Origin of the sequence: Humidesulfovibrio mexicanus, from assembly GCF_900188225.1 — a bacterium.
Classification (GTDB): Bacteria; Desulfobacterota; Desulfovibrionia; order Desulfovibrionales; family Desulfovibrionaceae; genus Humidesulfovibrio; species Humidesulfovibrio mexicanus.
On the sequence record NZ_FZOC01000002.1, the window covers coordinates 609,662 to 632,254 of the forward strand.

Genomic DNA, 22,593 nt, shown 5'->3' on the forward strand with positions numbered 1-22,593 from the left:
GCTCCGGCTGTTGCTACTGGTGGTTGGCGGTGGAATCGCCGCTCTTCACGCTTGTGCCGGGACCAGTGGAGCCGGGCCACGGCTGGTCCTTGGGCGGGGAATAGACAAGGGTTCTATTCGCGCTGGCCGTGGTCTTTGTCTTGGGCTCGTCCGCCATGACTTCCCGCATGGTCTCCTTCATGGCGTCCTTTCCGGAAACCGCCTTTGTGGCGCCGGGCGCCGCCTGCGAAGGCGTGGCCTGTGCAGCATGTTTCGCTTCAGGCTTGGCCGCAGGCTTCGCCTCAGACTTGGCATCAGGCTTCGCCTCGGCCTTGGCCGCAGGCTTCGCTTCAGGTTTGGCCGCAGGCTTCGCCTCAGGCTTGGCGTCCTTGGCGGGAGCTGTTGTTTTTGCCGCTTCCGGCTGGCCGGGCTGCTTGGCTCCGGCTGCGTCGGCCTGGGGCAAGTCCTTGGGCGCGGGCTGGGCCGAACCGGCTTCCACGGGCTTGACCTTTGAGCCCGGCTTGGCCTTTTGGAGCCCCTCGACGATTATGCGGTCGCCCGCGGCGAGGCCTTCGGACACAAGCCATTTGTCGCCAACCACACGGGAAACGGTGATGGACCGGGCCTCGACGGTGTTGTCCTGCTTGAGGGCCATGACCAGGGCGTTGCCCTTGCTGTCGCGCGTGACGGCCTGCTGCGGCACCAGCACCGCGTTTTCCTCGACGCCTTCCTCCAGCACGGCGCGCACGTACAGGCCGGGCAGCAAATCCTGCTGGGGATTGGGGAACAGCGCACGCAGGGTGATCACGCCGGTGCTTTGGTCCACAGTGATATCGGAGAACTGCAGCGAACCTTCAAGAGGATACGGGGTGCCGTCCTCGAAGAGCAGTTTCACTTTGGCGCCGTTTGTTCCAGATTTCTTGAGTTTGCCGCTGGCAAGGTCGCGCTTGAGGCGCAGAACCTCTGCGCTGGACTGTGTCACATCAACGTACATGGGGTCCGTCTGCTGGACCGTGGTCAGCGGATCGGCCTGGCTTGCGGTGACAAGCGCACCCGGAGTCACGTTGGATTTTCCGATGCGTCCGGTGATCGGCGAGGTGACACGCGTGTAGGAAAGGTTGATGCGGGCCGTCTCCAAGGCGGCGCGCGCGGCGACGACCTCGGCCTCGGCCTGGTTCATGGCGGCCTGGGCGTCGTCGTTGTCCTGCTGGCTTACGGCGTTGACCTTGGACAGGTTGGCGTACCGCTTGCCCTTCAGGCGCGCCGGAACCGCATTGGCCTCGGCCTTGGCGAGCGTGGCCTTGGCGTTGTCGTAGGCGGCTTGGTAGGTGGCGGGATCAATCTGGTAGAGCACCTCGCCAACTTTCACGTCCCCGCCTTCCTTGAAGGTCCGTTTTTGGACGATGCCTCCGACCTGTGGTCTGACTTCGGAGATTTGGTAGGCCGAAGTCCGTCCCGCAAGCACGGTGGTCAGTGTGACCTGCTGCGGGGCAATCGTGGCGATGCTGACTTCCGGTTCTGGCGCTTGAGCCGGCCCGGCAGCCTGCTTGTCTCCGCCGCAGCCGAACAAGGCCGCGGTCAGGGCGAGGGGGATGAACAAGGAACGAGCGGTGTTTTGTGCAATGCGCATGGTTGTGTCCTGATGCTTAGAGTGTGGTGGCGGAGGCGTCCTGTCGGTGCGGGAGCAAGGCCCGGAGGCGCTCCATGCCGCCAAGCGAGAACTGCATGATAAAGTCCGTGATTTCGTCAATGGTGCCGGGTTCGAGGACCAGCGCCGGGTTCATGCGGCTCATGGCCTCTTTGGCGAAGTCGAAGAGCACGCATTGGCCGATGATGCTGGAGGCGCAGCGGCTTACAATGCTTTCGTCCGCACCGGGCAATGCGGCCCGCACAATGTCGAGGAGCAGGTTGTGCGTCTCTCGGCAGTGCTTTTCAAAAAGTTCCCCAAAGAGTTGTGATGGCTCAATGAATTCCAAAGTGAGCAGCTTCCCCAGCCGCTCGTTTTCAAGGGTTCCATCTCCCAGGGTCTGCAGGAGCAGACTGCGCACATATGCCCGTAAGCGCATTTCCGGGGAGCTGTCCCGGGTGACGCCCTTGTCCCTGGGGTTGCGTCTGTTTTCCCGTTCAATGTAGTCCTGGAGCACAGCCACGTAAAGTTTCTCCTTGCCGCCAAAATGGTAGTTGACGGACGCCACATTTGCCCCGGCCAAGCCGCAAATGTCGCGGATGGTCGCGTTCTTGAGTCCGTTTTCGGCAAAAACCTTACGGCCAGTATGCAATAACCGAGCCTTTGTGCCTGTGTCTTGTGTTTCGATCATTGTTCCTCTGGTGGACAAACGGAGTTTAGAACCAAAATTTAAACGGCATTTAAATTTATGCCTCCGGCTTGTCAAGGTGTTTGCGCGGTGAAAAGTTGTATCGTTGATTAAGGTAATGATCTTGAAATGTTACAGTGCGTGCGTTGGTTTCTTGATGTTGAGTCCGGATGCTGATTTTATCATGTTTTCAGGGGAGGATCCTCCGGGACCATGCTTCCGAGGGGGGGATGCATATGAGGCGTGCACATATTTGCACTTTGTGCAGTGCGATGTGCACAAACGCGTCGGGATTTTAACGTGGCGAAGGAGGGGGTGAGTCTTCATGCCATACAATCTGGCAAAAGTTCAAGCGCGCGTCGGCGGAGCCGCTTCGCCGCCAGGCCGATGGCAGCAAAGGCATGCACGTGTTGGTGCTGGAGGGAAAATGAAAAGGGGAGGCGCGTACGCCTCCCCTGAGATTTCTGGTCGGGATGACTGGATTTGAACCAGCGGTCTCCGCGTCCCGAACGCGGCGCTCTACCAGGCTGAGCCACATCCCGTTGTCGAGAGGTCGGCTTTTAGCTGAATCGCAATCAAAAGGCAAGGGTTTGGGGAGCGGTTCTTTGAATTTGTCGATATGCCGGGGGCATTGTTCTGGTTGGACAAACAGGGGGATTTGTGCGAATCTAAGTAGTGTGGTGGGGCACGGGTGCCGAGCATCGCCCCGGAAGTTGCGACATTATGCAAAGGAGTCACTTTGTGATCAAGGTTGTTGTCGTCGACGACTCTGCGTTCATGCGCAAGGCCATCAGCACCATGCTGGCCAAGGACCCGGAGATCGACGTTGTGGCCACGGCCCGCGACGGGGAGGAGGGCCTGGAGCTCATCCGCAAGCACGATCCCGATGTCGTGACCTTGGACATTGAGATGCCGCGCATGGACGGGCTCACCGCTCTGCGCCATATAATGATGGAAATGCCCCGACCTGTGCTCATGGTCAGTTCGCTTACCAACGAGGGGGCCGAGGCCACACTGAAGGCTCTTGATCTTGGCGCGGTGGACTTCATCCCCAAGCAGCTTTCCAAGGTTTCGCTGGACATAATCAAGATCGAGGCCAACCTCATCTCCAAGGTCAAGATCGTGGCTTCGCGCAGGCTCATGCACTCCCGGTCTAGGGCTGGGGGAATCGCGGCCACGAGACCTGCCGCGGCTCCGTCCCCTGCCGGTCGGCCGGAACCGCGTCCTTGCGGAAGGCCTGCGTCCCCGGTCGCCACTGCGGGCGGGGCGCCCAAGCGGGACGTGGTGGTCATCGGCGTCTCGACCGGCGGACCGCCGGCTGTGCAGAAGGTGCTTTCGGCTCTGCCCGCAAATTTTCCCGCAAGCATCGTCATCGCCCAGCACATGCCCGCCGCATTTACCGGGCCTTTCGCCAAACGACTGGACGGGCTGTGCCAGATATCCGTGAAGGAAGCCGAGCCTGGCGACCGCCTGAAGTCCGGCTGCGCCTTCATCGCCCCTGGCGGCAAACACCTGCTGCTCAAGCAGATGGTCAGCCGCGTTGACCTGGAGATCAGTACTGAGCCTGCCAGCGCCCTGTACAAGCCCTCGGCGAACGTGCTCATCGGCAGCGCGGCCGAGGCCGTGGGCAGACGGGCGTTGGGGGTGATCCTCACGGGAATGGGGAACGACGGCATGGAGGGGGTGCGCGCACTCAAGCAAAAGGGCGGTCGAGCCCTGGCGCAGAGCGACGCCACCTGCGTTGTCTATGGAATGCCCAAGGCAATTGTTGATGCTGGACTTTCGGACGAAATTGTGGATATTGATGACATGGCCCAGGCCATCATGAATAATCTGTATGTTTGAGCAACGGCGGCAGAGGGGGATTGCTTCGTTGTGTTTCGCTAGCGGGGCGATATCCTGGAGGAGCTCAGTTCGATGACCGAATGCAAAGAAATCCTGGCGATGCTCAAAAGTCCCGAAACGGATGTGTTGCGCGAGGCTGCGTACCTCGCCGGAGAAGCGCATTGCGAGGACGCCGTGCCGTTGTTGGTCGAAATGCTCAAAAGCAGCAACATCGGCGTTCAGGAGTCTGCGGATAACGCACTGCGCAAGATCGGCGGACGGGAGGCCGTCACCGGAGTCATCCCGCTGCTGCGTTCCGATGAAGCCCCTGTGCGCAACGGCGCCATGGATATCCTCCGCGCTTTGGGCGGCCAGGAACTGTCGTCCATCATTCCCCTGCTCAAGGATGAAGACGTCGATATCCGGATTTTCGCCACCGATATTTTGGGCTCCGCCGACAACACCATGGCCATCGGTCCGCTTTGCGACGCGCTGCTCAAGGATCCAGAGGTCAACGTCCGCTATCAGGCTGCTGTGAGCCTTGGGAACCTTGGCTTGCCAGAGGCCGCAAAATGCCTGAACCAAGCCATGCGCGACGAGGAATGGGTCCAGTATTCCGTCATCGAGGCCTTGGCGAAGATTCGCCATGCGAGTTCCGTCGACGCCATGGTCAAGGCCATGAGCCATTCTTCGGAGCTTGTGGTCTCCATGATCATCGACGCGCTGGGCGACATGGGAAACGTAAAGGCCGTTTCTTTGCTGCTTGGCCGCATGGAGGACTCGCCCACGGCTTTGCGCAACAAGATCGTCAAGGCCATCGTCAAGATCCTTGGGGCCAAGCTGGTGAACCTGCTGCCCAAGGACGCCCGAGAGAATTTCCGCGACTATCTTCTCGTCGCGCTTGAGGATGAGGATGTCGAGGTCCAGGATGCGGCTATTTCCGGCTTGGCCGCTATGGGGGGAGACGATGCCGCCGCCGGGGTTTTCGCCATCGCTGTCAAACTCGACGCCGACAAGGATCAGGATCGCCTGGAGGGCATTATTGCCAACCTCGCCCAAATGGGCGTCACCGCAGTTTTGAAGAATGCTTTGCGCAACGAGGACGTCCACGCGGCTCTGCTTGCCGTGGAGACCCTGTCGCGTATCGAGGACCCGGAGGTGGAGAGCGTTCTGGTGAACGCCTTCTGGCAGGGATACATCACCGTGCAGCGGGCCATTGTTTCTGTTCTGTCGCGCATCGCCGGGGCGGGCAGCATCGATTTTTTCATGGATATTCTGCACAAGCACAACGATGGCAAGGTGCTCAAGTCCGCTGCCGCCTTCCTCGGGCAGAAGCTCAAGCACGCGCCGGCAGCCGAGGCGCTTTTCGACCTTCTGGAGCACCAGTACGATGACGTGAAGGAGGCTGCGCTTGAGGCCTGCGTCGCCATCGGCGGTGACGCCATGCAGGACCGTTTCCGTGAGCTTTTTCTGGGGCAGGACCACATGAAGCGCCTCATGGCCGTGTACGCGTTGGGGCGCATCGACGCCGCCGCGAACATCGAGCTGTTGAAGGGCGCTCTTGAGGACGCCGAACCGGAAATCCGCAAACATGCCTTGGAGGCCATATCAAGCCTTTGCTTCCAGAATGACATATGGCTCGATACCCTTGCGCCGCGCCTATTGGATGAGAACCGGGATGTGCGCCAGACCGTGGTCGAGATCATGGGCCGGTGCTTCACGCCGGAGATTGTTCCCCACCTTGTGAGCGCGTTGTCCGATGTCGATGACTGGGTCAAGGTGCGCGCGCTTGAGGTGCTGAGCCAGCACCGGGTGGCGGCAGCCTTGCCAGAAGTGGTTGCATTGCTGGAATATCCCAACAAGCTGGTGGCCATACGGGCCATCGAGTGCCTTGGCGGGATTGGCGGCACGGCGGCGTTCCAGGCTTTGCTGAGCATTTCCGGGGGGGAGGACCAAGAGCTGATGGAGGCTGCGGAATCAGCCATTGCCAGAATTCAGGAAGAACAGGAAAAGGAACTTTAGATGGCAGCGCTTTTTTCCACCACTGCGGCCGTCGGCGCGGAGCTCAAAATCAGCGACGCCGAGTTTGTGCAGTTGCGTGACTTCATCTATGCGCAGTGCGGCATTTATGTCGCGGACAACCGCAAGTACCTGCTGGAGAATCGTCTTGCGAACAGGCTGAAGCTCCTGAACCTCAAGAATTTTGGCGAGTACTACCACTATCTCCAATACGACTCCAACAGGAAAGGCGAGCTTACCAAGTTATTCGAGGTGATCACCACCAACGAGACCAGCTTCTACCGTAACCCTCCACAGCTCAAGGTTTTTCAGGAGAACATCCTCGCCGAGGTCATCGCCGAGCTCAAGAAGAAGGGCGACAAGCGCTTGCGCATTTGGTCGGCGGGTTGCTCCACCGGCGAGGAACCATATACCATCGCCATCATCGTGGCCGAGGTGCTCAAGAACGAATTGGCCAGTTGGGACGTGCGGATCACCGCCAGCGATCTTTCCGAGCGCGTGCTTGAGGCCGCGCGCAAGGGTCTCTACAACGAGTACACCTTGCGCACCACGCCCAAAGAAATCGTCGCCCGCTATTTCGAGAAAGATGGCGACAACTTTCGCGTCCGGCCGGAACTCAAGCGCCTCATCTCCTTCGGGCAGCTGAATTTGTCCGACCGTGTGGCGCTCAAACGGGTGGAGCGGTCGCAGATCGTGTTCTGCCGCAACGTCATCATCTATTTTGACGACGAGATGAAGCGCAAGGTCATAGGGGCCTTCTACGACAACCTTCTGGGGGGCGGCTATCTCCTCATCGGGCACTCGGAGTCGCTGCACAACATCACGCGCTCCTTCAAGCCCATCCACTACCCCGGAGCCATAATGTACAAGAAGGAGGCCTGATGCGTTCCGGTGCACGGACGCTGGGCTTGCGGTTCAGGTGATTGTGAGCGCCAGGGTCATCGCCATAGCCAATCAGAAAGGCGGTGTGGGCAAAACCACCACCACACTGACCTTGGCGGCCGCCCTGGCATTGCGCGGCAAGCGGGTGCTGGTCATGGACCTGGACCCGCACGCCAACGCCTCGGTGCATCTCTCTTTTTTTCCGGAGACGCTGGAGGCTACGGCGTACGATCTTTTCCAGGCCGAGAGCGTCGATGCTGCGCTTTTTGAGCGCATTCTGAAGCGCGGACTCGCAGGAGGGTTTGACTTCGTTCCCGGCCATATCAGGCTTTCTGAGCTTGAAGTGGATTTGAGGGATCGCAAGAACAAGGGACTCATCCTGACGGAAGCGCTGGAGCTCAAGCGGGGCGAGTATGAGTATGTGCTGCTTGATTGCCCGCCGCATGTGGGCATTCTCCTGGTGAACGCCATAGTCGCCTCGGACCTTGTGCTCATTCCCATACAGACGGATTTTTTGGCCCTGTACGGAATTCGTCTGCTGTTCGACACCATACGGCTGCTCAACCGGGTGTTGCCGAAAAGCGTTTGTTACATGGCCCTGCCCACCATGTACGACCAGCGCACAGCGGCGTGCAGGCGCATATTGCGCATCATGCGCGACAAGTTGGGGGAGCGCGTGTTTGGAACCGTCATCCATTTCGACACCAAGTTTCGGGAGTCGAGCGCCGGGGGCAAGGTTATTTTCGAGATCGACCCCAAGGCCCGCGGGGCTTTGGAATACATGCAGCTGGCAAAAGAGATAGACACCAATGAAAACCCCTGAACAATATTTCGTCGAGAACGTCCGCCTGCCCGATGTGGATGACGCAGGGCGTGCGCTCACCTCCGCCGAGGAAGCCTTTCTGGACAAGTATCTTGGCGTGGAAAGGGAACGGGTTCTTGCGGAGGCCAAACGCCTTGATCCCCGTGGAGCTGATGTCGTGTCGGGCATCGCCTCCGAATCCTCCTCTGCTGAGGAGCATTCGGACGAGAAAATGCGCGCGCAGACGGAGATACGCCTGGTGAGCTTTTCCCTTATGGGTCGCGAGTACGCTTTGCCCATAACCGTGATCCAGGAGGTCATCCGGTATGTGCGCCCAACCAAGCTTCCCGCAGCCCCAAGCAGCATCGCGGGCATCATCAATCTTCGCGGCCGTGTGACCCCGCTAGTAAGCTTGCGGTTGCTTCTCGGCATCCCCGGTGAGCAGGAGGACCGCTTCATCGTTGTCTGCCGACATCGTGGCCTTCAAATCGGACTTATGATCAACGCGGTTTCAACGATGTACAAGGCCGATGGGGCTGACCTTGAATGGAATGTGGAGGCCAATGTCGGCGTCAACGCGCATCTGCTTCTCGGTCTCTACAAGGCAGGCGAAAAACTCATAAGCATTCTGTCCATCGACAACCTGGTCCAGGTGGTGCTGCAAGGGGGAAGGACTCATGCCTAAACATATTTTGATTGTGGACGATTCTAAGACTGTACGGAACCTTGTGGCCTTTATCATGAAGAAGGAAGGCTTCAAGGTCACCACGGCGGAGGACGGTCTTGACGGATTGGAAAAGCTGTACGCCGCGGAACAGGTCGACTTGATCGTGAGCGATGTGAACATGCCGCGCATGGACGGGTTCACCTTCATCAAGAACATCCGTGAGCAGGAGGCCTACCGGGACATTCCCATCATCGTTCTCTCCACGGAAGGGCAGGACAAGGACATAGAAACCGGACTGACCCTGGGCGCCAATTTGTACATGGTCAAACCCGCCCAGCCGGAAAAGATGGTCCGCAACGTAAAAATGCTTCTGGGATGATTCCTCCTGTGCCGTTGTTCTGCAGCCAGGGCACGGGCGCGCAGGGGAACAGGCAACGGCAGGGTCGGTACACACGAGCAGGCAGGTAGCTGAATGAGCCAGGAATATCTTGATCCGGAAATCCTCGCCGACTTCTTTGTCGAAGCCAAGGAGCATCTGGAGACCATCGAACCGAACCTGCTCCAATTGGAGAAAAGTCCGGAGAATCTCGGCCTGTTGAACGAGATCTTCCGCCCCATGCACTCGCTCAAGGGGGCTTCGGGCTTCTTGGGGTTGCATAAAATAAACGGGTTGGCGCACAAGGCTGAGAACATCCTCGACGAGTTGCGCCAGGGCGCCATGGCCGTGAATTCCGGCATCATGGACATCATCTTAGCCGCAACCGACGCCTTGCGTACCATGGTGGATAATCTGGAGACCACAGGCCAGGAAGGCGATGTGGACACCACCAGCATTATCGCCAGGATTGAGAGCGCCCTTGCCGGAGAGGAGTCCGGTTCTTCGGTTCCCGTTTCTGACGCGACCGAAGGGATGGACGATACCGGCGTCGAAGCGGAGGAACCGATGGCGCCCGAGGTGACATACGCCGACCTTGCGGAGCCCTTGCCGCAGGAGGCCGATGGTCCTGTGACCATCCGTTGGCAGAACGTCCCCTATGTCCCGGCTCCTGGTTTTGATCCTACCCCCTACACGCTGACCACGGTTGGCGATGGCCATCTTAACGATTTTCTTGAGGAAGCCCGCGATCTCGTCGCCAGCCTCAACCAGGGGTTGCTCGATCTTGAGAAGAATCCCGATGCCGGTGGGGATCTGGTCAACGACATTTTCCGGTATTTCCATAACATCAAGGGCAACAGCGGCATTATCGGCTACCGCGAGCTCAATGCCCTCACTCACGAGGCCGAAACCCTGCTCAACCGCGTGCGCAAGGGCGAGATGGGCACCAGCCGGGGCATCATCGACCTGCTTCTGGCGGTGGTGGACCTTATCGAAGAATTGCTGGGGCGCATCGATATGGAGTCTGGCAAGGCCACTCCGCGCGACATCAGCATGATGGCCGCCGTGCTTCAGGCTTCCACCGAAGCGGGCGATCTCAGCGTTCCGGAGCAATATCTCGCCGTGCTTGCGCCAGAATTCGAGGGCGGGGCCCAGACGCGGCCTTCCGCAGGAAAGGGTGTTCAGCAAGAGCCGGAGTCCACGGACGCGGTCGTCGATTCCGGAGAGACGGGCTCCTCGTTGCCCTCGGACGGGACTTCCGCTTCGTGGGAGGCGGATCCAGAACTCGCAGCCAAGGCCGATGCCTCGTCTGTCGACCCCGGCGGGTCCCAATCTGGCGGCTATGACCCCGAGGATGTCGCCATTTTTGAGCAGGCCGTGCTGCACCAGCACAAGAGTCTTGATCTCTCCCTGGAGATGTTGCGCAAGGATCCCGCCCAGCGCGAACTCATCGACGGCGTGTACAGGAGTTTGACCACCATACAGAACTCCTGCGGCTACATGGGCCTGGCGGACGTCCGCAATTACGCGGAGCGGACCGCAAACCTCGTTGACCAGGCCCGCAAGTCGGACATGGATTTCGATCTCATGCTCGACATCCTGTCTCAGGAAATCGCCATCTTGAAGGATATGGTCCTGGGCGCCCTGGCAAGTGTGAAGGGAGGAGGAGCACCTGCTTCCGCCGCCAGTTCTGCGCAACAGCCTGAAGCAAAGCCAGAGCCAAAGCCAGAGCCAGAGCCAAAGCCAAAGTCAGAGCCAAAGCCAGAAGCGAGGCCCGCACCAAAGCCGGAGCCCGTTTCCGCGCTCAAGCAAGAACAAAAGCCAATGGCACCGCCAGCCGCCGCTGCCCCGAAGCCCGCGCCAGCAGCTGCTGGCCGCATCTCCACTCCTCCGCCAACGGCCGCCCAGCAGGCGTTCGAGGCCGGCCAGGCGCCACAGCAGAAAGGCGCCACCACCATTCGGGTGGATCACCAGAAACTCGACCATCTGATGAACCTCATCGGCGAGCTCATCATCAACCGGAACAGGTATTCCATGCTCGCCCGCGCCCTTGAGGACGGCCACGAGGATGTCTCCACTGTGGCCCAGCAACTCACCGAGACCACTTACGCCATGGCGCGCATCTCCGATGATCTGCAGGATACCATCATGAAGGTCCGCATGGTGCCTGTGCATACGGTGTTCTCGCGCTTTCCACGCCTTGTGCGTGACCTTTCACGCAAGAGCGGCAAGCAGGTGGAACTCATCACCGAGGGTGAAGAGACCGAACTCGACAAGAGCGTTGGTGAAGAAATCGGCGATCCTCTGGTGCACCTTATCCGGAATTCACTCGATCACGGCATCGAGCCCGAAGAGGAACGTATCGCCGCTGGCAAAAATCCCAAGGGGCATGTGTGGTTGCGCGCCTACCACAAAGGCAACTCCGTGGCCATCGAGGTCGAGGACGACGGACGCGGCATTGATCCTGAGAAAATGCGCCAAGTCGGCGTGAAAAAAGGCTTGGTAACCCCCGAGGAAGCAAAACTGCTGGACGACCGGCAGGCCGTCGATCTCATCTTCGCCCCAGGTTTTTCCAGTGCCGAGAAGATTACGGACATCTCCGGCCGTGGTGTGGGCATGGATGTGGTGAAGACCAACATCAAGAACCTCAAGGGCAACATTCAGATCAACTCTGAGGTTGGACGCGGATCGCGCTTCACGCTGACCTTGCCGCTTACCCTGGCGATCATTGATGCGCTCATGGTCCAGGTGGGGAAGGACATGTACGCCATCCCACTGGATGCCGTGAGCGAGACCACCAAAATCGAGGTGGAGCGCTTGAGCGAGGTCAATCACCGCAAGGCCATCACCCTGCGCGGTGAGGTGCTCGGCATCATCGAACTCTCCGATTTGCTCGGCCTGCCGCCAAATCCGGAGGATCGCGACATTCTGCCCGTGGTCATCATCCACGACAATGACCGCAGGCTGGGCATTGTCGTGGACCGGCTTCTGGAGCGCCAGGAGATCGTCATCAAGCCCCTTGGCCAGTATCTCAACGGCTTTGAGATTCGTGGCATATCCGGGGCCACCATTATGGGTGACGGCAGCGTCGTGCTTATTCTTGACCCGCACGAAGTGTACAGCTTGGCCACAGCCACCACGAAGCAGGGAGGGCATGGCGGCGACTAGCCGTGGCGGCGCATGGCGTTTACCGCATCCCCGTTTTGGGTTGTGAATGTGTAATTCGCGACGCTATGAGTTTTCTAAGAGCCTGTATTTACAAGGCCAGCGGGGCGACTCGCTGGCCTTTTCGTTGGGGCTGTTGGACAGGACCGATTCATTTCGTTGAGAGCGCCCATTGCTGTTGCCCGGCGCATCAGTCGGCATAGAAGCAGAGAAAGGCGATGCAGAGCAGCGCTGTCACTGTGATCCAGAGCAGGACCGCGGAGATATGCACTGGGCCTGATTTCGCCCACGGGCGGGCGGAGCGTGCCACAAGGCCGGAGCAAAGGCAGATGAGCAGGGTGCAGCAGCCAGCAAGCAGCATCAGTCCGCGTGAATAGGCGGCCTGTTCCGTGTGGGCGATCGGCTCCGGCAGGCCGGTCCACAGCATTGGCAAAAATGCCATGGAGACCAGGGCCGATCTCAGGGTGGCGCGGGCCGCGATCCGGAGCATCTGCGCCAGGGCTTCACGCCCGAACGGTTCGCGGTCTCGAAGCAAGAGCAGATATTCCAGGCTCAAGGTGCTGGCGCAGGTGATGGAGAGGCAGGTCAGGGCAGCAAGCAACGTCCAGAACAGGGGCGGCAGGGCGGAGAGGTCCGGCGTGACCAGAGGGACTGCGGACGGCCGCTGATCAAGAGGAATCCGCAGCACAGCCTTGGCCTGGTCCAAAACGCCATCGGCCAGGGCAAGCAGCAGCAGCAGTATGCCAAAAGCCAATACGGATAGGATGAATGTTTGGAGCAAAGGGTTGTCTTGCCGGGCATGGCGGCGGCCCCGTGCTGAGCGTCTCTGCGTCATCAGCAGCGCAAGGTATGCTGGAATGGCTATCGCAACGAGGCCTGGTCCAAGCGGCGCAGCATGTGCCCAGTCCATGATCCAGGGCGCCTTGACCATCGCGACGCCGCAAACAGTGAGCAGGGCCAGCAGGGGGGGGAGCGATGCCGTCAACGCCATGCGCAGCAACCGGCGCGAGTACGCCTCTATGTATTGGGTGGTGTGCAACTGGCCTGCGGTCTGGCAGACAAGAGCAAGCATGGGCGCTCCCAGGGCCGCTAGGCCGAAGACAAGGAAGAAGCCGGGCGGTGCGAGGGCCCCGGCGATGTTGAACAGCTCGGACATGGACATGGGGGAGATTGGCGCCTCCTTCTTTTGCCAGTCCAGTATCTTCTGCCGCATTTCAGCAATCGAGGCAAGGGGCTGGCGTGCCCCGGCAGGGGACGGCGTTCTTGCCAAAATCGCCGCCCTGGCCTAATGATTCGTGAACAGGGAGTCTCGGATGCGGAAATCTGGTATCGTCATTGCGCTGTGTGTGCTTTCCTTGTCAGGTTGCGCTGGGAAGATGGACGCGCAAAGAGGCCTGAGCGAGGAGTGGCGGCTGCGCAGCCTTGAGGAGAACTTCCTGAATTTCAAGGAATCGCAGCGTGAACAGGAAGAGCGCTCGCGCGACCAGCAGCGCAAGTTGCAGGACCGGATGCGCGTTTTGGAGGAGTCCCTTGCCAGGTTGCAAGAGCGCCAGGACCCTGGGCACGCCGTTGCAGCGCCTTCATCAGCGGTCCCTTCGCCTTCCGCTTCCGTTTCGCCAGCGGCCCCTGCCCCCGCCAGCCCTGCTGCGCCATCTGCAATCAAGCCATCCTCGGCGCAGCAGTCTTTTGTCTCTCCCCCTCCGGCGTATTCCGGCAAGGGGCTTTATGATCAAGGCATGACGCTGGTCCGGGCGGAAAAGGGCGAAGAAGGCCGCGCGCTGCTGGAAAAGTTCCTTGCGACCGACCCCAAGAGCGCACTGGTTCCCAATGGCATCTATTGGATTGGCGAGAGCTATTACCTGGAGAAAAACTATCCTCAGGCCATCCTCACCTTCAAGGAGGTGACCCGTCGCTTCCCCAAGCATCACAAGGCGGCGGCGGCGCTCTACAAGATCGGCTTGTGCTACCAGATGATGGGCGAACCGGAGAATGCCACCTTGTACCTGCGCGCCCTCTTGAAGGACCACCCCAAGTCCGAGCCGGCTCCTGCCGCGCGCAAGCTCCTTACAGAGCTTGGCGGTTGAGCCCTTCCAGCGTAGGTCCCCCATGAGCCTTGATGCGGCCAAGGAATTCTTTTCTTGCCTGGCATTGCGCAATACGCCAGGGCTCGGCCCTCGCTCCTGGAAGAGTATCCTCCAGGCATATCCCAGCGCCTTCGCGGCCGTAAGCGATGCGCGCAACTGGGCTGAACGGAAGATCCTGCCGAAAAATCGTGCGGAGGCTTTCCTGCAGGAGCCCTGGCGGCCCGCCGCAGAGGCGGAGTATCGCGCTGTTCGGGCGGCTGCGGGCCAGGTTCGTGTGCTCACCTGGTTCGATCCGCGATTCCCCGGGCGCTTGAAAGAGATTCCCGATCCTCCCGTGCTCCTCTATTGCCAAGGCGATGTCTCGCTTCTGAAGAATCCGGCTGTCGCTGTTGTCGGCGCGCGGGAATGCACCCTGCTTGGCTTGCGCAGCGTGGAGCGCATCAGCGCGGATCTTTCGCGTTTTGGCGTCACCGTGGTCTCGGGAATGGCCGCAGGCATCGACAGGCAGGCGCATCAGTCCGCGCTTGGCGGCGTGGGCAGTTCAATCGCCGTGCTCGGAGCCGGACTGGATGTCCACTATCCGCCCGAGAACGAGGATTTGCGGTGCGCATTGGAAGCCCAGGGACTGGTCGTCACGGAGTTTGGTCCCGGCACACGTCCGGAAGCCAGAAATTTTCCCGTGCGCAACCGTATAATTAGCGGTCTGTCTTTGGGGGTCCTGGTGGCGGAGGCCGCTGCCCGCAGTGGAAGCCTTATCACCGCCAGGCTTGCCAGCGAACAGGGGCGGGAGGTGTTCGCCCTGCCCGGACCGCTCGGACAGCCGACATTCGCCGGTTGCCACAAGCTTATCAAGCAGGGCGCGGCCCTGGTGGAAAATGCCGAGGACATCATCCGCGCCTTGCGTTTTCAGTTCGCCTCGGAATTGGCGTCAGTCCCTTCGGCCCTGCCCCGAAAGGAAGACACGGCTGCGACGCAGCAAGATCCTGTTGCGCCACCAGTCCGGCCGCAGTCGGCCCCCGTTGGAGGCCGCCTCCTGCCCGATTCGCTTACGGATTCCGAACGCGCGCTGTTGGCCCGGCTGTCCACGGACGCCAAGCTCCACATCGATGTATTGACCCAGGCCTTGGGCGAGGACGCCTCCGCCATGAGCCGTCGTCTGCTGGTGCTTGAGCTGCAGGGGCTTGTCCGCCAGTGGCCGGGCATGTACTATAGCCTTGCGTAGTTCCTTACTTCAAGGCGGACATCACATGCAAAAGATACCTCTCAGCCTCGCCAAGGCGGGCATGAAGCTGGCCAAGCCAATCACCAAGGCCAACGGTATGCCCATCATCGCCTCTGGCGTTGAGCTCACCGATTCGCTCATCACCCGTTTGGACGGCATGGGCGTGGACAAGATTTTCGTGCTTGGAGACGCCGTGGCCGCCAGCCAGAACCCGACCGAGCGCGTCACCCGTCTGGATCAGCTTTTTCGGCGGCTTGAGGCCGACCCTTTCCAGGCCAGGGTGAAGCGTCACCTGCGGGAATATTTCACCATCAAGGCTGCTGCGGACGCTGCCGCCAGCCCCGCCGCAGGCGGGGAGCAGGGGTAGGCCGTGGAAGAGGATCTCAAGACCAGCGCCAAGGGACAGATCCTGTCCATACGCGACCTGCCGACGCTTCCCAAGGTGTTGGACGAGGTGTCCAGGCTTGTCCAGAATCCCAACACCTCCATAGAAGCCATCGCCAAGGTCATCAGCCGCGATCAAGTGCTTTCGGCCAAGGTGCTCAAGATGGTCAATTCGCCTGTGTACGGGTTCCCCGGCCGCATCGGCTCCATTCAGCACGCCCTGGTGCTGCTGGGCTTCAACGTCATCCGCGGGGTCATCATCTCTACCAGCGTTTTTGATATCATGAGCAAGTCGATGGAGGGGCTTTGGGAACACAGCGTGGGCTGCGCGCTCGCCACCGGCCTTGTGGCGCGCGAGGCCAAGCTTAAGGATCCCGAGGAGTTCAGCGTGTGCGGCCTGCTGCACGACCTGGGCAAGGTGGTGGCGGCCGTGCAATTGCCCGAACTGCACAAGGCCGTTGGAGAAGCCGTGCGCAGCCAGGATTTGCGCTGGTTTGAGGCCGAAAAGGCCGTGCTCGGGTTCGGACACGACCGCATCAACGCCTGGCTTGCCCAGCACTGGCATCTGCCCGCGACGATCAAGGAGGCCATGAGTTCGCACCACAACCCGGAACGGGCGCAGTTCTATCCGCTGCATGCCGCAGCCGCCCATGTAGGCGATTTCGTCGTCCGCGTGTTTGAGTTCGGGAGCGGCGGCGACGACCAAGCTGTGCCGTTGTCAGAACATGCCCTGAAGGCGCTGGGGCTGAACCTTGGCGATCTTGATCGCGTCTTTGACGCTTTTGCTGAGAATCTCGGCGAGGTCTCGGGCGTGAATTTCGTTCCCGAGGAGCCTGATCCGGGCAAGGGGCGGGGAGACTGAGGAGAGGCGCCATGGGGCAGGATCTCTATTCGCGGCGGAAAAAGGCCATGCTTTTGAGCCCCGATCCGGAGTTGGCCGAGTTGCTCCAGGGCCTGTGGCCGCCAGAAGAGCTGGACTGGACTGTGTTCGGACATGGGCGGCGCGCCATGGAGGCCATCTTCAACGAACCGCCGGATCTGCTTGTTGTGGACAATCGTCTTGCCGACATGGCGAGCGGCGAGGTGGCGTCCATCGTCAAGAGCGAGAACGTCTACCGTCAGCTTCCCGTGGTCCTGTGTTTGGATGGCGAGGATTTGGAGCGTGACTGGGACTGGGCGCGGATCGAGGCCGACGATTTTCTTTTGCGGCCGTTTTCCCCGCGCGAGGCCAGGGAACGCATTCGCCTGACCCTTTGCCGGGCGTCCCGCGCCATGGATGCCAACCCCCTCACCAAGCTGCCGGGGAACACGAGCATCATCAGCCGCATCCAGGAGCTCATCGACCGGAAGGACGGCTTTGCCCTGGCCTATTGCGATTTGGACCATTTCAAGTCCTTCAACGACAAGTACGGGTTTTCGCGCGGTGACGAGGTGCTGATGATGACGGCGCGGGTCATCGTGAACACCATTCGCGGTTTTCCAGGCGTTAAGAGTTTTGTGGGGCATGTTGGGGGCGACGATTTCGTGTTCATCGTGCCTGCCGAAATCGCCGAGGAGGCCTGCCAGCGTGTTGTGGCCGCGTTCGACGACATCGTGCCCCATTTCTACGATGAAGAGGATCGCGAACGCGGCGGCATAATCTCGACCGACCGGCAGGGAACGGTGCGCAGTTTTCCGCTCATGGCCGTGTCCATCGCCGTGGTTTTCAATACGGGGGGACGCCTCAAGCACTATGGCGAGGCTTCGGCCATCGCCATGGGGCTCAAGAAGAAGGCCAAGGAAAACCCAAAGAGCAGCTATGTGCTCGACAGACGCACCGAATAGTTTCCGCGGGCTGCCGGAGGTATGCCTGGGTTTTCTCGCTTCCTTGGAGGTTGAGAAGGGGTACAGCCTCGCCACGGTGCGCGCGTATGCAACGGACCTGGAGCAGTTCGCTGCCCATCTCGTCCGGCGCGGCAAGTCCCTTGAGGCCTTCCAGGCCATCACCCGCGAAGACGCCACGGGTTTTCTGGCCGAATTGCACCGCCTGCGCCAGAAGAAATCCAGCATGGCGCGCAAGCTTTCCACTCTGCGTTCGTTTTTCCGCTATCTGCTGCGCAATCGACTTGTCGATGCCAACCCCCTTTCCGGGTTGCGCAACCCCAGGCAGGAGACCCGCCAGCCGCGCGCCTTGAACGTGGACCAGGCCTGCGCCATTATGGACGCGCCAACGCGGCCTGGGCCCGAAGGAATTCGCGATCTTGCCTTGGCCGAACTGCTGTACGGTTCGGGGCTGCGCATCAGCGAGGCCCTTTCGCTTACTGTTGAGGATGTGCGTGCTGACCGGGGGTTTGTGCGGGTGCGCGGCAAGGGTGGCAAGGAACGGTTGGCCCCCTTGAGCGAGGCGGCCCGGCTGCGGTTGATGGAATATCTTGAGCTCCGGCCGGAGTTTGTCAGGGACGATTCCGTGCTGGAGCTGTTTCTTGGGCAACGGGGGGGAGCGCTGTCGCGGCGGGAGGCGCAGCGCATCGTGTCGCGTCTTGCCGTGTCCGCCGGGGTTGGGCAGCAGGTGCATCCACATACCTTTCGCCACAGCTTCGCCTCGCATTTATTGCAGGCCGGGGCCGATCTGCGCAGCGTGCAGGAGATGCTGGGCCATGCCAGGCTCTCCACAACAGAGCGCTACACGCATCTTGATCTACGGCGCATTATGGAAGTCTACGACAAGGCGCATCCGCACGCTGGAGCTGGTGGAGAGGGCCAAGGCCAAGCTGGTGCCCATGGAGGGCAGGAGGAGGAAGGAAAAGCGTGACGGAACACACTGATTTAGGCGCGCCTGTCCTGGTGAGCGCCTGTCTGGCCGGCTATCCGTGCCGGTATGACGGCAGCGCGTTTCCCTGCCCGGCAGTGGTCCGTATGGTGGAGCAGGGAAGGGCTGTTCCGGTCTGCCCTGAACAGCTGGGGGGACTGCCGACCCCGCGCGCGCCCATGGAGTTGCGCAATGGACGCGTGGTGGCGAACTCCGGTGCGGACTGCACCGAGGCGTTTTCCTTGGGCGCCCGCAAGGGGCTAGAGGTGGCCCGCGCCCATGGTTGCGTCCGGGCAATACTCAAATCCCGCTCTCCCTCATGCGGCAGCGGCTTTGTCTATGATGGCGCGTTTTCCGGTCGACTTGTGCCGGGAGATGGGGTGTTCGCCGCCTTGCTCAAGGAACAGGGATTTGCGGTCACCACTGAGGCCGAGAATCAGGAGCAGGGGGGCTGATCGTCCCGACGGAATGTGTCGTGATTGTCTTGAACAGAATCGCCATCAGCCTATGCCGCGCCTGTGATCAGGTCGTGAGCATTGCCGGATTGGCGCATGTCGGCACTAGGGGGAATTCTCCCCTTTTCCTCCTCGCCAAGAACAAACGGCGCGCTCGATGTGAGCGCGCCGTTTGTGTCGCGAAAGCCTTTCGAACTACACTTCGAAGCGGCGGATGCTGATGATGCTGATGGGATCGGCGGGCACGTCGCCGTGGCCGAGGTAGTTTTTCGTCCGCACGGTGCTGATCTTTGTGGCTACATCCTGCCCTTCGGTGACCTTGCCGAACACGGTGTATCCGTAACCCTGTGCGGTGGGTGCGGTGAAGTTCAGGAAGTCGTTGTCCTTCACGTTGATGAAGAACTGGCTGGTTGCGCTGTGGGGATCCATGGTGCGGGCCATGGCGATGGTGAAGGCCTCATTGGGAGTGTCGGCACGGGCCTCGTTCTTGATGGGGGCCTTGTTCTTCTTCTCGCGCATCATCATGTCCATGCCGCCGCCCTGGATCATGAAGTTCTTGATGACGCGGTGGAAGATGAGCCCGTCATAGAATTCCTCGTCCACATAGGAGAGGAAGTTGGCAACGGTTTCGGGGGCCTTGTCGGCCCACAGCTCCACGAGCATTTCGCCCATGGGGGTTTCGATCAGAACGGTGGGGTTGCTCATTGGTACTCCTGCTTGATGCCTGATTATTGCCTATTTGATGGAAAATTGCGCCTTTTTCTGAGCTACGAAATCGTCGAATTCCTGCTTGAGCCCGTTGATGAGCTCTTTGACGCTTGTGATCTTGTCCACTCGCCACACGTTTTCTCCGCAGAAGGCGAAGCCGTTCTTCAAGAGGCCCTTCTTGGCGCTTACAAGGGCCTGGGATATGCAGTAGGGCGTGGTGGTGAAATCGCAGCTCTTAATGCAATGGAACGGGCACTTGAAGGGCTTTTTGCGGCCTTCGCGCACGGCCTGCAGAAACTCGTTGAAGATGGCGCGGCCCGGCATTCCCACAGGGCTCTTGATGACGGTGATGTCCTCGCGCCGGGCCCGCACAAAAGCGTCCTTGAAGGCCTGGTCGGCGTCACATTCATGCGTGGCCACGAAGCGCGTGCCCATCTGCACTCCCGAAGCGCCCATTTGCAAGAATTTCGCAATGTCAGCTCCGGTATAGATGCCGCCTGCGGCGATGACCGGAATGCTGCGGCCGCTTGTGATCTCGAACGGCCTGACGGCCTCCACCACTTCGGGCAGGATGTTTTCGAGCTGGAATTCAGGCTTGTCGATCTCCTCCGCCTTGAAACCCAGATGCCCGCCAGCCTTGGGCCCTTCCACGACAAAGCCGTCTGGCAGGTAGTTGTAGTGCATGAGCCATTTCTTGCACAAAATGGCCGCAGCGCGGCCGGAAGAGACAATGGGCACCAGCTTGGTCCGGGCCTTTTCGGCCAGCTCTCCGGGGAATTCCTCGCGAAGGTACTTGGGCAGATCCAAAGGCAGTCCTGCGCCAGAGAAGATGACGTCGGCGCCTTCCCGGATGGATGTCCGGACCATGTCCGCAAAGTTGGTGAGGGCGACCATGATGTTGACCCCAAGAAGCCCCTGGGTCATGCGCTCCTTGGCCTTGCGAATTTCTTCGCGCAGGGCCCGCATGTTGGCCTCGTTGGGGTTTTTGGCGATGTCCGGTTCGCCCATGCCGATCATGGCGGCCGCGATGACGCCGACGCCGCCTTCGTTGGCCACCGCAGAGGCCAAGCCGGAGAGTGATATGCCTACGCCCATTCCGCCCTGGATGATGGGGAGCTGGGCGATCCGGTCGCCAAAATGAAGCTCGGGGAGTTTCATTGTGAACCTCTCATATTGTGTTGACGCCTTGTTTCGTGTTTTAACCGCCTTGTCAAGGTGTCCGCGGCCCTTGGGCCCCTAGAGCTTTCTGAGCTTTGGCTCGACGTGCGAATGCAGCAGCATTTCGGAGAAGAAGAGCGAGCTGGTGAACGCGGGAGAGATGGAATTCAGGACATGCGTGGAATTCTGCGTCCCCTCGATGATGAAGTCCATGACCAGCTCGTTTTTCTTGATGTCCACCAGTTGTGGCCGGATGCCAGCCTTTGGCGTTGCTTCAATGTCATCTGGAGACAGGGTTTTGACCAAACGTCGCGCGTCATTGAAGAAGTAGGTGAAGGAGTATTTTCTGGGCTCCTCCAGGGCGACCTCGCGGAATTTCTTGTTGCGGAAGAAAAGCACCGCGTCCCGCAGGAGGATGGAGAAGGCTTCGGAGTCGATGCCGGAGAGGAGGCCGTAGTTCTCCCGCCCGAATGCGGGGATGGCCGTTGGGCCAAGGTAGACGTCGCCATGGGCGCCGCGCGTGAAGTGGACCCCGAGGAACGGGTTTTTGATGTTCGGCACGGGGTAGATGCTGCCCCGGATGGTGTGGGCCTTTTCCGGTTTGAGCTTCTTGTAGATGCCTTTGAAGGGGATGAGCTGATAATCCTTTCCAAGCCCGAAGGCGTGGGCCACGACATCGCCGTATGCCCCGGCAGCGTTGACGAAGAATGCGCAGGAGATGTCTCCGGCTGTGGTGCGCACAAGAAGCCGCGCGCCCTTCTCGTGTTTCAGCCCTTGGAAGCGCGCGTCGAACAAAAGCTTGACCTTCCCGGAGGCGAGCAGCTCGGCCTGAATGCTCTTCAGGATGGCCTTGGGGTCCACCACGGCAGTGTAATGGGAAAACAGCGCCAGCCCCGCGCTCTTTGCGTTGGGCTCGATTTCGGCCAACTGCTGGTCGTCGATGAGCTCAACCTTCGCCCCGTTTTGCGTGGCGCGGACGTGCAATTCGCGCAGGGTCGGCAGCTCGGATTCATCACGGGCCACGATGACCTTGCCGGTCTTGAGCAGGGGCAGGCCGCGCTCCTCGCAGTATTCCTTCATGCGCTGGTTGCCCGCCAGGCAGGACTGCGCGCGCAAGGAGCCAGGCGCATAATAGATGCCCGCGTGCAGCACTCCGCTGTTTCTGCCGGATGCGTGCCGTCCGGCCTCGGGCTCCTTGTCGATGATGAGGATGTCGCCGTACCCGGCGGCGAGCAGGTCGCGCGCCAGGGTGAGGCCGACGATGCCTGCGCCGCAGATGAGAATGCTTGCCGTGTGTGCCATGATCTCCGCCGATCTATTCGATGTCCAACAGTTCGAAACCGGTAGCGGCATCGCGCTTGCGCAGCGCTTTCATGCCGGTCAATTCCACCAGGACGAGTTCCCCGATGGTCCAGATGTCGATGCCCGGCCGGATGCAGCCGGTCTTGACATCCCGGCCTTTGCCGAAGGTGGCGTGCATGTGCAGTCTGGGCTGGCCGGATTCGTCGGGAAACAGCGTGCCCACGGCGGCCGTCTCATGGGCGCCGAGGATATCCGCCAGTACCGGTTCGGGCGGCGAGGATCCCTCTTTGGGGCCGACCACGATGCGCCCGGCCCCGATGCCGCCCACAAGGGCGCAGAAGGCCCGCAGCACTCCGCGTTGCTTGGCGAAGGTCTCCACGCAGTCGGGCAGACGGTCGCCGTCCTCCAGGCGCAGCACGAACACTCTGCCTATGCTCCCTTCCTCAACTTTCATCTCTCATCG

Annotated in this window: 21 protein-coding genes and 1 tRNA gene; 14 read left to right on the forward strand and 8 right to left on the reverse strand. The window is 60.6% G+C overall.

Going from position 1 to position 22,593, the window contains the following annotated elements:
* Positions 1 to 13: 13 nt before the first annotated feature.
* The 3 genes from CHB73_RS06520 to CHB73_RS06530 form a co-directional block, all read right to left on the reverse strand.
* Positions 14 to 1,609, reverse strand: a complete 1,596-nt coding sequence (locus CHB73_RS06520) for an efflux RND transporter periplasmic adaptor subunit (protein WP_089273286.1) — start codon at positions 1,607 to 1,609, stop codon at positions 14 to 16.
* Between the two features lie 16 nt (positions 1,610 to 1,625).
* Positions 1,626 to 2,297 (reverse strand): TetR/AcrR family transcriptional regulator, encoded by a 672-nt coding sequence (locus CHB73_RS06525; protein ID WP_089273288.1) that lies wholly within the window; start codon positions 2,295 to 2,297, stop codon positions 1,626 to 1,628.
* A 462-nt stretch (positions 2,298 to 2,759) separates the two neighbouring features.
* Positions 2,760 to 2,836 (reverse strand) — tRNA-Pro (locus CHB73_RS06530).
* Between the two features lie 199 nt (positions 2,837 to 3,035).
* Between CHB73_RS06530 and CHB73_RS06535 the strand changes: the two genes are divergently transcribed.
* The 7 genes from CHB73_RS06535 (at position 3,036) to CHB73_RS06565 (ending at position 12,032) form a co-directional block, all read left to right on the forward strand.
* Positions 3,036 to 4,139, forward strand: coding sequence for a protein-glutamate methylesterase/protein-glutamine glutaminase (locus tag CHB73_RS06535; RefSeq protein WP_089273290.1), 1,104 nt, complete (start codon positions 3,036 to 3,038; stop codon positions 4,137 to 4,139).
* A gap of 72 nt (positions 4,140 to 4,211) precedes the next feature.
* Complete coding sequence (locus CHB73_RS06540; RefSeq protein WP_089273292.1) at positions 4,212 to 6,140, forward strand: HEAT repeat domain-containing protein; 1,929 nt, start codon at positions 4,212 to 4,214, stop codon at positions 6,138 to 6,140.
* Complete coding sequence (locus CHB73_RS06545; protein ID WP_089273294.1) at positions 6,141 to 7,019, forward strand: CheR family methyltransferase; 879 nt, start codon at positions 6,141 to 6,143, stop codon at positions 7,017 to 7,019. It begins immediately after the preceding gene.
* 43 nt (positions 7,020 to 7,062) lie between these two features.
* Positions 7,063 to 7,842: a ParA family protein gene (locus CHB73_RS06550; protein ID WP_089273434.1), complete on the forward strand. Its 780-nt coding sequence runs from the start codon at positions 7,063 to 7,065 to the stop codon at positions 7,840 to 7,842.
* The gene (locus tag CHB73_RS06555) at positions 7,829 to 8,506 is read left to right on the forward strand and encodes a chemotaxis protein CheW (protein WP_089273296.1); all 678 of its coding nucleotides are present in this window, start codon (positions 7,829 to 7,831) and stop codon (positions 8,504 to 8,506) included. Before CHB73_RS06550 ends, CHB73_RS06555 begins: the two co-directional genes overlap by 14 nt.
* Positions 8,499 to 8,867, forward strand: a complete 369-nt coding sequence (locus CHB73_RS06560; RefSeq protein WP_089273298.1) for a response regulator — start codon at positions 8,499 to 8,501, stop codon at positions 8,865 to 8,867. The genes CHB73_RS06555 and CHB73_RS06560 overlap by 8 nt, the downstream gene beginning before the upstream one ends.
* A 93-nt stretch (positions 8,868 to 8,960) precedes the next feature.
* Positions 8,961 to 12,032, forward strand: coding sequence for a chemotaxis protein CheA (locus tag CHB73_RS06565; protein WP_089273300.1), 3,072 nt, complete (start codon positions 8,961 to 8,963; stop codon positions 12,030 to 12,032).
* Positions 12,033 to 12,219: 187 nt separating this feature from the next.
* Here CHB73_RS06565 and CHB73_RS06570 read toward each other — a convergent pair whose 3' ends face one another.
* Entirely contained in the window at positions 12,220 to 13,242 is a 1,023-nt protein-coding gene (locus CHB73_RS06570) for a hypothetical protein (RefSeq protein ID WP_143337326.1), read from the reverse strand.
* A gap of 163 nt (positions 13,243 to 13,405) precedes the next feature.
* Between CHB73_RS06570 and CHB73_RS06575 the strand changes: the two genes are divergently transcribed.
* The 7 genes from CHB73_RS06575 to CHB73_RS06605 are packed head-to-tail and all read left to right on the forward strand — an operon-like array spanning position 13,406 to position 18,962.
* The gene (locus CHB73_RS06575; RefSeq protein ID WP_179216930.1) at positions 13,406 to 14,113 is read left to right on the forward strand and encodes a tetratricopeptide repeat protein; all 708 of its coding nucleotides are present in this window, start codon (positions 13,406 to 13,408) and stop codon (positions 14,111 to 14,113) included.
* A gap of 22 nt (positions 14,114 to 14,135) precedes the next feature.
* Positions 14,136 to 15,335: a DNA-processing protein DprA gene (dprA, locus tag CHB73_RS06580; protein ID WP_089273306.1), complete on the forward strand. Its 1,200-nt coding sequence runs from the start codon at positions 14,136 to 14,138 to the stop codon at positions 15,333 to 15,335.
* A 25-nt stretch (positions 15,336 to 15,360) separates the two neighbouring features.
* Positions 15,361 to 15,702, forward strand: a complete 342-nt coding sequence (locus tag CHB73_RS06585; protein WP_089273308.1) for a hypothetical protein — start codon at positions 15,361 to 15,363, stop codon at positions 15,700 to 15,702.
* A 3-nt stretch (positions 15,703 to 15,705) separates the two neighbouring features.
* Positions 15,706 to 16,581, forward strand: coding sequence for an HDOD domain-containing protein (locus CHB73_RS06590; RefSeq protein WP_089273310.1), 876 nt, complete (start codon positions 15,706 to 15,708; stop codon positions 16,579 to 16,581).
* Positions 16,582 to 16,592: 11 nt separating this feature from the next.
* The gene (locus tag CHB73_RS06595) at positions 16,593 to 17,543 is read left to right on the forward strand and encodes a GGDEF domain-containing protein (RefSeq protein WP_089273312.1); all 951 of its coding nucleotides are present in this window, start codon (positions 16,593 to 16,595) and stop codon (positions 17,541 to 17,543) included.
* Positions 17,518 to 18,510: a tyrosine recombinase XerC gene (locus tag CHB73_RS06600; RefSeq protein WP_089273314.1), complete on the forward strand. Its 993-nt coding sequence runs from the start codon at positions 17,518 to 17,520 to the stop codon at positions 18,508 to 18,510. Before CHB73_RS06595 ends, CHB73_RS06600 begins: the two co-directional genes overlap by 26 nt.
* Positions 18,507 to 18,962, forward strand: coding sequence for a DUF523 domain-containing protein (locus CHB73_RS06605; protein ID WP_089273316.1), 456 nt, complete (start codon positions 18,507 to 18,509; stop codon positions 18,960 to 18,962). The genes CHB73_RS06600 and CHB73_RS06605 overlap by 4 nt, the downstream gene beginning before the upstream one ends.
* Before the next feature lie 195 nt (positions 18,963 to 19,157).
* On the opposite strand, the gene CHB73_RS06610 is transcribed toward CHB73_RS06605, so the two are convergent.
* From CHB73_RS06610 to CHB73_RS06625, 4 genes are all read right to left on the reverse strand, one after another.
* Positions 19,158 to 19,667, reverse strand: a complete 510-nt coding sequence (locus CHB73_RS06610) for a peptidylprolyl isomerase (RefSeq protein ID WP_089273318.1) — start codon at positions 19,665 to 19,667, stop codon at positions 19,158 to 19,160.
* 30 nt (positions 19,668 to 19,697) lie between these two features.
* On the reverse strand, positions 19,698 to 20,828 hold the full coding sequence (locus CHB73_RS06615) for an NAD(P)H-dependent flavin oxidoreductase (RefSeq protein WP_089273321.1): 1,131 nt from the start codon (positions 20,826 to 20,828) through the stop codon (positions 19,698 to 19,700).
* 78 nt (positions 20,829 to 20,906) lie between these two features.
* Positions 20,907 to 22,130 carry an L-2-hydroxyglutarate oxidase gene (lhgO, locus tag CHB73_RS06620; RefSeq protein ID WP_089273323.1) on the reverse strand — a complete coding sequence of 408 codons (1,224 nt, stop codon included), beginning with the start codon at positions 22,128 to 22,130 and terminating at the stop codon, positions 20,907 to 20,909.
* Positions 22,131 to 22,143: 13 nt separating this feature from the next.
* Positions 22,144 to 22,584 carry a PPC domain-containing DNA-binding protein gene (locus tag CHB73_RS06625; protein WP_089273325.1) on the reverse strand — a complete coding sequence of 147 codons (441 nt, stop codon included), beginning with the start codon at positions 22,582 to 22,584 and terminating at the stop codon, positions 22,144 to 22,146.
* Positions 22,585 to 22,593 lie beyond the last annotated feature (9 nt).